We start from the raw sequence: 12,410 nt of genomic DNA on the forward strand, positions 1-12,410 counted from the left end.
CGGTATGGGTCCCTGCTTTCGCAGGGACGACAGCGGAGTTTGAGGCGCGAACCCTCACAACGGCTCGTCGTCCACCCCGTAGCGGTCGCGTTTGGGCGTTGCGATGTCGCCGTCCTCGTAGTCGTCGTCATCGAGGGGCGGCGGGGTCGTCTTCGCCGTGCCTTCCGCCGGCTTCTTCCCGGCGGTCTTGTTCTCGACGATCTTGGGCGGCTCGCCCGGTTTGCAGAGCTTGGTCATGGTGGGTCCCGGATGGTGATGCTGCACCCGATCCTATCCCGGAAATATGAGCGCTCCCTGACCTAGCGCAATATCCGCCCCGGGGATGCCGAGCGGCCTTCAGTGCACGAGCGGCCCGCCTGCCTTCTTCCAGGCATCGATACCGCCGGCGATGTGGGCCGTGTTGGAGAGGCCGGCCGCCTTGGCAGCGGCCACCGCCATCGCCGACCGCTCGCCGAAGGCGCAGAAGAACACCACGCGGCGGCCGGTGGCAGCTGCGACCTCGCGCAGCATGCCGCCGGGCTTCAGGCTCTCCTCGACGGACGGGTAGGGCGTGTGCAGCGCGCCTTCGAGCATGCCGTGCTTCATCCGCTCGTTGGTCTCGCGCAGATCGACCAGCAGCATGTCGGGCCGGCCGAGAATGCGGATCGCCTCGATCGCGCTGAGCGCGCGGCCTTCCTTCTCCAGCTCCTCCTGATGCAGGCCGACATGCATGTTGGCGGGTACCGCCACGTCCATCATCTTCGGATTGGGCAGCTTCAGATTGGCCATCAGCTCGATATATTCCTCGACCGAGCGCACCTGGAGCCTTGGATTGTAGCGCTTCTCCTCGCCGATGGTGGAGACGGTGTCGCCCTTGTAGTCGTGCGCCGGGAAGACCATTGTCTCATCCGGCAGCTTCAGCAGCCGGTTGAAGATCGAATCATATTGCGCGCGCGACGAGCCGTTCTGGAAATCGGTGCGGCCGGTGCCGCGGATCAGCAGCGTGTCGCCGGTGAAGACGCGGTCGCCCATCAGATAGGAATAGGAATCGTCGGTGTGGCCCGGCGTGTACATCACGTCGAGCGACAGGCCCTCGATCGTCACCTTGTCGCCGTCGGCGACCCGCATCGCCACCACGTCGGCCTTGGTCTGGTCGCCCATCACGGTCATGCAATGGGTGCGGTCGCGCAGCTCGCCGAGGCCGGTGACGTGGTCGGCATGCAGATGGGTATCGACCGCCTTGACCAGCTTGAGGTCGAGCTCGCGCAGCAATTGGCAGTAGCGATCGACCTTCTCGAGCACGGGATCGAGGATCAGCGCCTCGCCGCCGGGACGGCTGGCGAGGACGTAGCTGTAGGTACCCGAAACGCTGTCGAAGAGCTGGCGGAAGATCATGGCAGAAGGCCCGGCAGTGGAGCTGAGTTCGATAATTCTACTACGATGAGGGCTAAAAAGAGAAGCAATTCACTGTGTGTATAAGAATATTTAGAAGATTTTTATTGCGGGGTGAGGCGGTTTGGGGAGGCCTCCGCAAACTCAGTTGTCGTCCCCGCGAACGCGGGGACCCATAACCACAGGGTGTAGTTGCGGGTGTAGCTGGTAACTCCGAGTCTTCGCCAAACTACTCCCTGTGGCTATGGGTCCCGGATCGGCGCGCGCTCGAGGCGCGCTTGTCCGGGACGACAGCGGGGGAGGCCAAGCCTACGGCCTCACTACCGTGTACCCGTTCTCCGCCAGGAACAGGATCTGCGCGACGCCGACCTGCACCGGCGTTGCCGCGGCAATGAACTCGGGCCGCTTGCCGGTTTCGCGCTCGATCGTGTCCACGGTGTTGAGGCAGATGTCGAAGCGCACGCCCTGCGCGATCAGGCTTTCGACCTGCTTGCGACGCTCGCTGCCTGACAGCAACAGGTCGATGCCGGGGCCGAACGTCACCACCTCGATCGCGATCTTGTCGGGGTCGTAGGCTTTCAGCAAATTGTTGGCGACGCTCAGCACCAGCGCCTGCTTCCTGGCGTCGCCGTCGGAGAGCTGCAGTACGATCTTGTGCTCGGCGAACGGCTTGTCCTGCAGCGGCACCTGTTGCGCCGAGGCCGGCGGGATCGCAGGCGAGACCAGCAGCGCCAGCATCAGCGCGGAGAGGATCTGCGCGCGCCTCATCCCTGTCCCGCAATGCCCGGATTGTCCTCGACGCCCTTCAGCGTGACGCCGGAGCCGAGCCGCTCCTGAAACATCCGGCCCGAGCGCAGATATTTGCCGACGACGTCCCACACCGGCGCGCCCTGCTGGCCGTTGACCGAGGCCCAGCCCGCGACCTTGTAGCGGTGGCTGGCAATGAGCGCCTTGCCGTTATGGAGCTTCAGCTCCGAGATGCGGCTGCCGATCGCGCCCGCCGGCGTGCAGGTGTAATTGAGCCCGCCGGCGCGCACCATGTCGCCGCCTTGCTGATAGTAGGGATCGGCATTGAAGAGATTGTCGCAGATGTCTTCCAGCACGTCCTTGATCTGCGCTCCCGTCATCTCCTGCACATAGGTCTCGGGATAGGTGATCGCGGTTTCCGCGAGCAGATCCTCCATGGTCAGCGCCTGGCCGGGCAGCGCGGTGACGCCCCAGCGGAAGCCCGGCGACAGCGCGATCTCGGCATTGAGCTCGGTGCGGAGCGCCGTGCAGATCAGCTCGTCGACCGGTCCGGAGAAATTGCCGCGCCGATAGAGCAGGCGGTCCGGCGTTGCGATCTTCGCCGACCAATCGGTCACATGCGGCGCGCGCAGCCGGCCGATCAGCTCGGCCATGGCAGGGTCCGGCTTCAGCAGCTCGGAATAGACAGGCAGCAGATGATATCTGACGTCGCCGACCTTGCCCTTGTCGATCGCGAGATCGAGCACGGCGAGGAATTTTCCGTTGGAGCCGGCATTGGTGACGAGCGTGGTGCCGCCGGCGTTCTTGACGGGGATCGGCTGCGGCACGGCGTCGTGGGTATGGCCGCCGAGAATGACGTCGATGCCGGTGACGCGGCTGGCGAGCTTGAGATCGACGTCCATGCCGTTGTGCGAGAGCAGGATGACGGCATCGACCTTGTCGGTGCCGCGCAAGGCATCGACATGTTTCTGCAATTCCTCCTCGCGGATGCCGAAGGTCCAGTCCGGCGTGAACCGCTTGGGATGGGCGATCGGCACGTAAGGAAAGGCCTGGCCGATGATCGCGACCCGATGGCTGCCCATCTCCTTGATGACGGACGGCTTGAATACCCGCCCCGTGGCCTTGTCGAAGGCGGGTGCGTCGTTGAACGCGGCTTCCTCGGTCAGAAAGACGTTCTGCGCCAGGAACTCGCCCTTGAAGCGCTCGAGATTGTCGCGCAGCGCCTGCTCGCCATAGGTGAATTCCCAATGCCCGGTCATCGCTTCGATGCCGAGCAGGTTGGCGACCTCGACCATGTCGCGGCCCTGCATGACATTGGCAAGCCCGGTGCCCTGCCAGAGATCGCCGCCGTCGACGAGCAACGAACGCTTCTCGCCGACATCGCTACGCAAGCGGTCGACCAGCGTCTTCAGATGGGCAAAGCCGCCGAGCTTGCCGAAGCGGCCTGCCGACTTCTCGAACTCGACGCAGGTGAAGGCATAGGCATCGGCGCTGTCGGCGCGGATGCCGAACCGCTCCAGGAAGGCGCGACCGACCAGATGCGGCGGCCGTCCAGCCATCTCGCCGACACCGATATTGACGCTGGGCTCGCGGAAATAGACCGGATTGAGCTGCGCATGCGTGTCGGTGATGTGCAGGATCCGCGCATTGCCGAACCGTTCGAGGTCGTAAATGCCCGTGGTCTCGGCGCCTCGCGCGAGCCTCGGCAGACCAAACGTTGCGGCGGCAAGGCCCGCGCTCTTCAGGAAATCGCGGCGGCGGATCGCCATTCCAAAATTCTCCGCGCCCTCAGGCGGTCGCAAGACTGTTCCGGTGGAGGCCCAGTCTAGCGGATTTCCATCGCCTTCCAGGCTTCTTTTTCGGAAGCCGCCTGGAAGATCGAGGCCTTTGCCAGCGCCTCGGCTTCCTTGGCTGCCGCAGTGGCGCGGTCGAAATCGCCGCCATCCGCCGCCTTCTTGGCCGCAGCCATCGTCGAGACGGTGACGGTCCATTGATTGCGCAAGCCGGCAGCCTCCTTCGATGCGGCTTCCGCAGCGGCGTAGGCCGCCTTGTAGTCCGCTTCATTGGCCGCGCGCGCGGATGGCGCGAGGCCGAGCGCGAGCAGCATGGCCAGGGTAAATGACCGCTTCATGGCCGCGCTCATGGTCGTGCCCCTGGGCCCGCGATCGGCAGGCCGTTGGCGACGTAGGACAGGAAATATTCGACGTCGCGGTACTCGTCCGACTGCGGCTCCAGCGGAACCGCGCGGGTCTGGCTGTTGCAGGTGACGAAGCGGCGGCTGATCGTGCCCATGCCGCTCCATTCGGAGCGGTAGATCGGCATCGCGTTCAGGATGCCGAGCGCCGGTGCCAGGATCTCGGCGCGGATTCGCTCGCCCGGGCTCTGCACGTGGCAGCTCGCGCAGGAGAAGTTCATCTGGCCGCGTCGCGTGTAGAAATAGCGCTTGCCGTTCTCGAACGCTTCGAGCGCGCGCGGATCATCGGGGATCTCGATGTCCATCAGCTTGCCGCGCGAGGTGAAGGCCATGTAGGCGGTGAGCGAGGCCATCTCGTCCTTGACGTAGGAATAGGGCGCCTCGCCATTGGCCGCGCGGCAGCGGTTGAGCGCGAGCTCGAGCGTGACGACCTTGCCTTCCTTCGTGTCGAAGTATGGATAGTCCTGGCGGATGCCGATGCCGCCGTTCGGGAAGCAATCGGCATAGGTCTTGCCGTTCTTGAACGGGGTGGCGAACATCTCCTTGCCGGCGTCGAGCGCGAACTCGTAAGGCGGGAATTCTTCCTTCTCCTGCCACTGCCGCTTCATGTCCGCGTTCATGGAATACGGTCCGTTGACGAAGTCCTCGTGCTTCACGTTCGGAAACTTCTGGAAGAAGAAGTTCTGGAACGCCTTGGCGTCGGCAACGGGATCGATCTTGTCGGCTGCGACGACGCGCGGAGAGGTAAGAGCGAACGCGACGAGCGCGGCGCTGAGCGAGCCAAGCAGTAGGGCGGCGCGCGTTCTCATCACGCGATCTTCGCGGTGGTCGTGTCCGACGCACCCTTGTTGTCGGTCCAGGAGATCTTGAGCTCGTCGCCCTTCTTGGCGCCCTTGAAGCTGAATTTGACGTAGGGGTCCTTGGAGACCGCAGTGCCCCAATCGGCGGCGAAGACGTCCTTGCCGTTACATTCGAACTTCAGCTGCTGGATGTAGTGCGCCGGGATCAGCTCGCCGGCGGGATTTTTGACGAGGCCGGTATCCATGGGGTGCTGGATCAGCGCCTGCACCTCGGTGATGTCGCCGTTGGACGTTGCGCGCACGCGAATGCTTGATGCCATCGGACCGATCCTCCTAGCCGCCGCAGCCGCCGACGGTGACCTTCACTTCCTTGGTCGCGCTGTAGAGCTTGCCGTCAGCCTCGACGATGGCGACCAGGTTGCTGGTCTTGGCCATTTTCAGCCGGTTGGCGACGCCCGGAAGCGTGCCGTCGGCGATCTTGTAGGACGCCGCGAGCGCAAACGGGTTCTCTGCGACGAAGAAAGAGATCGAGGTGACCTTGTCGAGCGTGGTCGTCACCGAGACCGGCACGACGCCGCCATTCTCGGCGATCTCGGGCGCATCCAGCTTGACCTTGTCGGAAGGCTCGGCGGTCTTGCCATAGAGCGCCTTGATCGCGTCGGCCTCGTTCTTCTGCTTGAAGGCCTCTTCCGGATATTTGTCGTTGGCCGCGGCGCGCGCCGGCGCGGCCGCGAACGGCAGGTTGCCAAGGCCCAGCACGGCGACGCAGGCTGCGCCCTGCAGAATAAGGCGCCTCGTCGCAAGGGGGCCGGTCGTGGTGGTCATCTCGGGTCTCCTGGGCAGCCGGCCGTTACAGGGTTTGCAGGAAATCAACGATCGCGCCGATCTCCTGTTCGGTCAAAATCCGGTTCCGGCCGAACGGCGGCATCATGGTCTGCGGATTGCGCTTGGTCTCGTCGAAGATGATCGCGGTGAGCTCGCTGCGGTCGGGGTATTTGGCCTTGAGGTCCTTCAGCTCGGGGCCGATCGATCCCGGCAGGTCGCCACCCTTGATGACGTGACAGGTCAGGCAATTGCCCTTGCCGCGGTCGAAAGCGAGCTTTCGGCCGTCGGCGACGGTGGACTGCGCCTGCGCCACAGCCACGCCGGCGAGGAGGGCCAGCGCCACCAGAACAACAGGCTTGCAAGGAAAGGCGGTCAAGGCATCGTCCCAAGCGGTATGTCGATGATCTCTTTTGCGGAATTGTTCAAAAGCACAAAGGGCAGCGCCTGACAATCAAGACTATGCACGCAGCAAAATGGAGTTAATATCGTCCGCATTGCAACCGACGAGATAGTTCGTTTCATCCATTGGGCCGTAACTAGCAAATTATTCTGGGGCGTTTGGCCCTCATGGTCGTGTTTTCTGTTTCACATTTCTGGGGACGTCACTTTGGCTGAATATGTTGTCGAATTTGGCAGGGACGGCGGGCGGGTCGAGTCGGATGGGCGGCTCGATGCACCGGCCTTTCACCGCAATCACGCGCCGATCTGGTCGGCGCTGGAACAGCGCCTCACCGGGCTGAGCGGCAACGTGGTCGAGCTCGGCAGTGGAACCGGCCAGCATGTGGTCCATTTCGCCCGCCACACGCCGGGCCTGATCTGGTGGCCGAGCGACCTCAACCAGCGCCATCTCAGGAGCATCGAGGCCTGGCGCGTCTATGCCGGCCTGCCCAACATCCGCCCGCCCTTGCGGATCGACCTCACCGATCCCGACTGGTGTCCGGAGATGAAGAGCGGGCAGGGGCCGGCCAGTCTTGCGGCCGTGTTCTGCGCCAATGTCATCCACATCGCGCCCTGGGCCGTGGCCGAGGGTCTGTTCGCCGGCGCCGGCCGCTACCTCCGCCCCGACGGCAAGCTGTTCCTCTACGGCCCCTTCAAGCGCGACGGCAAGCACACCGCGCTCAGCAATGCGGTGTTCGACACCTCCTTGCGCGAGGGCAATCCGGAATGGGGCGTGCGCGACATCGGCGATGTCGAGTTGCTCGCGAGGGCCGCTGGCCTCCGCCTCGTCGAGTCCATCGACATGCCCGCGAACAATCTGACGCTGGTGTTTTCGCGGTAGCTGAGACGCTGCCGACTCGAGTTGAGATGCGCGCCCCGCAGTCGGTGCGCTCCCTCCCCCGCTTGCGGGGGAGGGTTGGGGAGAGGGTGTCTCCGCAACGGGACAATCCCCAAGAGGACAAAGCCCTCACCCGCCGTGCTTCGCACGCCGACCTCTCCCGCAGGCGGGAGAGGTGCACCGCCCGCGGCGCTCGGGCTTCCGCAATCGATCAGCCGTCAGACGTCGCCATCCCGCCACCCGATCTTCTCCTTCAGAAACCGGAAGCCGAGCACTTCGAAGCCGGCGCGCTCCTTGTTGTCCTTGCCGTAGCCGTGACCGCCGGCGGCCGGCTCGTAGAACCAGGCCTCATAGCCCATCGCCTGCAGCTTGGCCGCCATCTTGCGCGCGTGGCCGGGATGGACGCGGTCGTCGCGCCGCGTTGTGGCGATCAGGATCGGCGGATAGGGCTGGCCGGCCTTCACATTGTGATAGGCCGAATAGGTCTTCAGCCATTCCCATTCCTCGGGCTTGTCGGGGTCGCCAAATTCGGCGATCCAGCTCGCGCCGGCGAGCAGCTTCGTGTAGCGGCGCATGTCGACCAGCGGGATGGTGCAGAACAGCGCGCCGAAGCGCTCGGGATAGCGCACCAGCATGTTGGTGATGAGGATGCCGCCGTTCGAGCCGCCTTGCGCCGCGATGCGCTTCGGCTGCGTCACGCCGCGTCGCACGAGATCGGCTGCGACCGCGGCGAAGTCGTCATGCGAGAGCTTCTTGCCGGCGAGCCGTCCCGCATCGTGCCAGCGTGTGCCGAACTCGCCGCCGCCGCGCAAATTCGCCTGTACGATGGTGCCGCCGCGCTCCAGCCACAGCTTGCCGAGCGAGGAATTGTAATACGGCTTCACCGCGAGCGCGAAGCCGCCATAGGCGCTCATATAGACCGGTGCATCGCCGGTCTCCTTTGCGGGGCCCGTCTGCACATAGGGAATGCGCTCGCCGTCGATCGAGATCGCCTCGTGCTGCGTCACCACGAGGCCGTCGGCGGTGAAGGTCTTCGGCGCCTGCTTCAGCAGGGTCGGGCTTGCGACGCCGCGCTCGAGCAGCAGCAGCGAGGGCGGGGTGAGCGGATCCTGCACATTGGCGAGCAGATCGCCGTTGCTCTCGGAGGGATGGCGATCGAGCGGCCAGACGTCGACGACGCCGATTTGCGGCAGGCCGGGAAGCGTCGCGCGGCTCCAGCCGGTGGCGGACGGCGTGCAGATCTCGAAGCGCGGCCTGAGCTCGTCGAGGATCGACAGCACGAGCTTGCCGGCAGCCCAGAAGAAGCCCTGGACGGCCCGGCGAGGCGCCGGCTCGAACAGCACGGCAAACTTGCGGCGGCCCGCCAGCAAATCCGCAAGCGCGATGCCGAGCACGGTGTCCGCCTTGTACGTCTGTCCTCCCACGGACCAATCCGCGCGCGGCTTGATCGCGAGCCAGTCGCCATGGGCTTGCAGCTCGATGGCGGTGGGCAGGTCTATCTTCGAGACGGGGCCGGTCCGGTCTCCGATCGAGACGCTGTAGTTGAAGAAGTCCAGCATCCGGCCGAACCAGATTTTGCGATCGGGCGTCATGCGGTCGATATGGCCGTAGGCCGCCATGTCGCTCGCGGGGGCTTCGAACAGCACGGCAGCTTGTTCCACCGATTGGCCGCGCCGCCACAGGCGGACGGTCCGGGCATAGCCTGATGTCGTCGCCATGCCCTCGCCATGGGCGCTCGACAGCAGCAGCGTATCGGCATCGAGCCAGTCGGCGCCGCCCTTCGCCTCCGGCAGCGTGAAGCCGTCAGCCACGAAGCTCTTCGTCGCCATGTCGAACTCGCGCAACACCACGGCGTCGCTGCCGCCGCGCGACAGGCTCAGCATCGCGCGCGAGCTGCCTGGCAACGCGACGATCGCGCTGAGCAGCCAGTCCTCGCCTTCGCGCGCGGCCAGCTTGTCGATATCGAGCAGGGTCTCCCACGCAGGACTTGCCTTGCGAAATTCGTCCAGCGTGGTTCGCCGCCACAGGCCGCGCGGGTTGGCGGCATCCTTCCAGAGATTGTGCAAATCGTTGCCGCGCCGGCTGACATAGGGAATGTTGTCGGGGCGATCGTAGATCGCCGCGAGCAGGTCGCGGTCGTGCTCATAGGCCTTGCCGCCGAACGCCTGCAGCGTCAGCTGATTCTGCCGTTCGACGAAATCGAGCGCTTGCTTGCCCTCGATCTCCTCCAGCCACAGGAAGGGATCGTCGTCGGGCGCTTGAAGCGTGGGCCGGTCGTCGACGGACATGAGCAAAACTCCCAGGAAACGCGCAGGAATCGCGGCGGATCAGATTTGATCGAGCGCAAGCCGTCAAGGGCGCGGCCCGCTATCATCGCACCGATTGCGTCAGAGGCATGGCCTGCGCCCGTTTGCGCCGGTTGCCGGGCCACCCGCACCCCTCCATAGTGCCGGGAATCAACAAACCCTCGTGAGCCCCGCGAGAGTCCTTTGGGGCGGAAAAGCCGATGCTCGACGTGACTTCGACCCATGAGATCGCCGACGACGTCCGCGCGCGCGCCAATGTGGTGCGCCTCGCCGCCGCCCAGGCGCTGACCGGTGCCAACTCGGCGGTGATCTTCGCCACCGGCTCGATCGTCGGCGCGACGCTCGCGCCCGACATGTCGCTCGCGACCGTGCCGCTGTCGATGTACGTGCTGGGGCTCGCGGCCGGCACGCTGCCGACAGGCGCGATCTCGCGCCGCTTCGGCCGCCGCGTGGCCTTCGTCATCGGTACCGGGCTCGGCGCGCTCACCGGCCTGCTCGGCTCGTTCGCGATCCTGCACGCCTCGTTCGCGCTGTTCTGCATCGCGACCTTCCTCGGCGGCCTCTACGGTTCCGTGGCGCAGTCCTATCGCTTTGCCGCCGCCGACGGCGCCAGCGCGGCCTACCGGCCCAAGGCGGTGTCGTGGGTGATGGCGGGCGGCGTGTTCGCCGGCGTGCTCGGTCCGCAGCTCGTGCAATGGACCATGGATGTCTGGCAGCCCTATCTGTTCGCCTTCAGCTTCCTGGTGCAGGCCGCCGTCGCGCTGGTCGCGATGGGCATCGTCGCCGGCGTCGATATCCCGAAACCCGCGCCGGCCGATCTGCATGGCGGACGGCCGCTGCTCACCATCGTGACGCAGCCGCGCTTCGTCGCGGCGGCGCTGTGCGGCGTCATCTCCTATCCCATGATGAATCTGGTGATGACCTCGGCACCGCTCGCCATGAAGATGTGCGGCCTGTCCGTCTCCGATTCCAATTTCGGCATTCAATGGCATATCGTGGCCATGTACGGGCCGAGCTTCTTCACCGGCGCCCTGATCACCCGCTTCGGCGCGCCGAAGGTCGTGGCCGCCGGCCTGCTGCTGGAAGCCGGTGCCGCCGGCATCGGCCTCTCCGGTCTCACCGCAATGCATTTCTGGGCCACGCTGATCGTGCTCGGCGTCGGCTGGAATTTCTCCTTCGTCGGCGCTTCCGCGCTGGTGCTGGAGACGCACCGCCCGCAGGAGCGCAACAAGGTGCAGGCCTTCAACGACTTCCTGGTGTTCGGCATGATGGCAATCGGCTCGTTCTCCTCGGGCCAGCTGCTCGCCAGCTATGGCTGGTCGGCGGTCAACCTCGTGGTGTTCCCGCCGGTGATCCTCGGTCTCGTCGTGCTCTCGCTGGTCTCCTGGGCTCGCCGCCGCAAGGCGCGGCTGGATGCGGCGATGGGCGAGTTCCCGGACGCGGTCTAGATTGGCGGGAGGCTGTCAGCAGCGTTGACGCTTCGATCGCTGTCGAAGTGATTTTCGGCAGCTTCATTGTTACATGATGCTCGTCATGAACAGACGAGCGCGACGCAAGGCGCTCGCGGGGGATGCGAAGGAGAAGCGCAAATGCTCGACAACCCCCATCACACGACCCCGACCGACGAATCATCCCTCCGCTACGAAGGCTGGCGCATCGTCGCGGTCTGCTTCCTGCTCGCGACCTTCGGCTGGGGGCTCGGCTTCTACGGCCAGAGCGTCTATGTCGCCGAGCTGCAGCGTGCCCATGGCTGGTCGGCTTCGCTGATTTCGTCGGGAACGACGTTCTTCTACCTGTTCGGCGCGCTGCTCGTCGTGTTCGTCGGCGAAGCGGTGCGGACCTATGGCGCGCGCCTCAGCCTGATCGCCGGCACGCTGGCGATGGCGGCAGCTGCCGTGGCGATCGGCGCGGTGCGCGAGCCCTGGCAGCTTTATCTCGCCGACGCCGTGCTCGCCTTCGGCTGGGCCGGCACCAGCCTTGCCATGATCACCAACACGATCAGCCTGTGGTTCGACCGCAAGCGCGGCATGGCGATCAGCCTCGCGCTCAACGGCGCCAGCTTCGGCGGCATCGTCGGCGTGCCGTTGCTGGTGACCCTGATCGGCCATATCGGCTTTGCCGGCGCGATGTATGGCGCGGCGGGCGCCATGCTGGTCTTGCTGCTGCCGGTGATCCTGCTTTTCGTCGGCCGGCCGCCCGCTCACCACGGCTGGCATGCGGCGAAGGCCAAGCCGCAATCGTCGACCGAGATCCGCGCCTGGGCGCTGCGCGACGTCGGCTTTCTCACGGTGACCATTGCCTTCGCTCTCGTGTTGTTCGCGCAGGTCGGATTCATCGTGCACCTGATCTCGTTCCTCGATCCCGTGATCGGCCGCGAGCGCGCCGCCGTCGCGGTTGCGGTGCTGACGGCGATGGCGGTGGTCGGCCGGGTGCTGTTCTCGCTGGTGATCGATCGCCTCAACCAGCGGCTGGCCTCGGCGCTGTCGTTCCTCAGCCAGGCCGCGGCGCTGCTCGTCGTCATCAACCTGCACCATGATTACGTGCTGATCGGGGCTTGCGCATTGTTCGGCTTCTCGGTCGGCAACCTCATCACGCTGCCGTCGCTGATCGTGCAGCAGGAGTTCGATTCCGCCGCCTTCGGCGTGCTGATCAGCCTCAACACCGCGATCAACCAGGTCACCTACGCATTCGGTCCCGGCATCGTCGGCGCCCTGCGCGACTGGTCCGGCGGCTATTCGCTGCCGTTCTATCTCTGCATTGCGCTCGAGGTGGCGGCGGCTGCGTTGATCATGGTGCGGGGGGCGCCAAGAGCGAAGCTCCCGTAGGGCGGATTAGTCGTACTGAGTCAGCCGGTCGCAGTAATTTTGGCTGAGAATCAAGTATTTGTGGAG

General features: G+C 65.3%; 13 protein-coding genes. 3 read left to right on the forward strand and 10 right to left on the reverse strand.

Annotated features, from left to right (window positions below):
• Positions 1–54: 54 nt before the first annotated feature.
• The 9 genes from Q0743_RS34050 to soxX form a co-directional block, all read right to left on the reverse strand.
• Positions 55–237: a hypothetical protein gene (locus Q0743_RS34050; RefSeq protein WP_298245775.1), complete on the reverse strand. Its 183-nt coding sequence runs from the start codon at positions 235–237 to the stop codon at positions 55–57.
• A gap of 99 nt (positions 238–336) precedes the next feature.
• Entirely contained in the window at positions 337–1,374 is a 1,038-nt protein-coding gene (locus Q0743_RS34055) for an MBL fold metallo-hydrolase (protein ID WP_298245776.1), read from the reverse strand.
• Between the two features lie 306 nt (positions 1,375–1,680).
• A complete protein-coding gene (locus Q0743_RS34060) occupies positions 1,681–2,139 on the reverse strand; it encodes a hypothetical protein (RefSeq protein WP_298245777.1) in 459 nt (152 codons plus the stop codon).
• Complete coding sequence (gene soxB, locus Q0743_RS34065) at positions 2,136–3,887, reverse strand: thiosulfohydrolase SoxB (protein WP_298245778.1); 1,752 nt, start codon at positions 3,885–3,887, stop codon at positions 2,136–2,138. The genes Q0743_RS34060 and soxB overlap by 4 nt, the downstream gene beginning before the upstream one ends.
• A 56-nt stretch (positions 3,888–3,943) precedes the next feature.
• Complete coding sequence (locus Q0743_RS34070; protein WP_298245779.1) at positions 3,944–4,249, reverse strand: hypothetical protein; 306 nt, start codon at positions 4,247–4,249, stop codon at positions 3,944–3,946.
• Between the two features lie 8 nt (positions 4,250–4,257).
• Positions 4,258–5,121 (reverse strand): sulfur oxidation c-type cytochrome SoxA, encoded by an 864-nt coding sequence (gene soxA / locus Q0743_RS34075; protein ID WP_298245780.1) that lies wholly within the window; start codon positions 5,119–5,121, stop codon positions 4,258–4,260.
• Positions 5,121–5,432, reverse strand: a complete 312-nt coding sequence (gene soxZ / locus Q0743_RS34080; RefSeq protein ID WP_298245781.1) for a thiosulfate oxidation carrier complex protein SoxZ — start codon at positions 5,430–5,432, stop codon at positions 5,121–5,123. The genes soxA and soxZ overlap by 1 nt, the downstream gene beginning before the upstream one ends.
• A 13-nt stretch (positions 5,433–5,445) precedes the next feature.
• The gene (gene soxY / locus Q0743_RS34085) at positions 5,446–5,937 is read right to left on the reverse strand and encodes a thiosulfate oxidation carrier protein SoxY (protein ID WP_298245782.1); all 492 of its coding nucleotides are present in this window, start codon (positions 5,935–5,937) and stop codon (positions 5,446–5,448) included.
• Positions 5,938–5,962: 25 nt separating this feature from the next.
• On the reverse strand, positions 5,963–6,313 hold the full coding sequence (soxX, locus tag Q0743_RS34090; protein WP_298245783.1) for a sulfur oxidation c-type cytochrome SoxX: 351 nt from the start codon (positions 6,311–6,313) through the stop codon (positions 5,963–5,965).
• Positions 6,314–6,544: 231 nt separating this feature from the next.
• Between soxX and Q0743_RS34095 the strand changes: the two genes are divergently transcribed.
• The gene (locus Q0743_RS34095; RefSeq protein ID WP_298245784.1) at positions 6,545–7,216 is read left to right on the forward strand and encodes a DUF938 domain-containing protein; all 672 of its coding nucleotides are present in this window, start codon (positions 6,545–6,547) and stop codon (positions 7,214–7,216) included.
• 215 nt (positions 7,217–7,431) lie between these two features.
• On the opposite strand, the gene Q0743_RS34100 is transcribed toward Q0743_RS34095, so the two are convergent.
• Positions 7,432–9,501: a prolyl oligopeptidase family serine peptidase gene (locus Q0743_RS34100; RefSeq protein ID WP_298245785.1), complete on the reverse strand. Its 2,070-nt coding sequence runs from the start codon at positions 9,499–9,501 to the stop codon at positions 7,432–7,434.
• Between the two features lie 218 nt (positions 9,502–9,719).
• Here Q0743_RS34100 and Q0743_RS34105 point away from each other — a divergent pair, with 218 nt between their 5' ends.
• Together Q0743_RS34105 and Q0743_RS34110 are read left to right on the forward strand one after the other, a co-directional pair.
• Positions 9,720–10,967, forward strand: coding sequence for an MFS transporter (locus Q0743_RS34105; protein ID WP_298245786.1), 1,248 nt, complete (start codon positions 9,720–9,722; stop codon positions 10,965–10,967).
• A gap of 141 nt (positions 10,968–11,108) precedes the next feature.
• A complete protein-coding gene (locus tag Q0743_RS34110; RefSeq protein WP_298245787.1) occupies positions 11,109–12,344 on the forward strand; it encodes an MFS transporter in 1,236 nt (411 codons plus the stop codon).
• Positions 12,345–12,410 lie beyond the last annotated feature (66 nt).

Source organism: uncultured Bradyrhizobium sp., assembly GCF_936943645.1.
GTDB lineage: Bacteria > Pseudomonadota > Alphaproteobacteria > Rhizobiales > Xanthobacteraceae > Bradyrhizobium.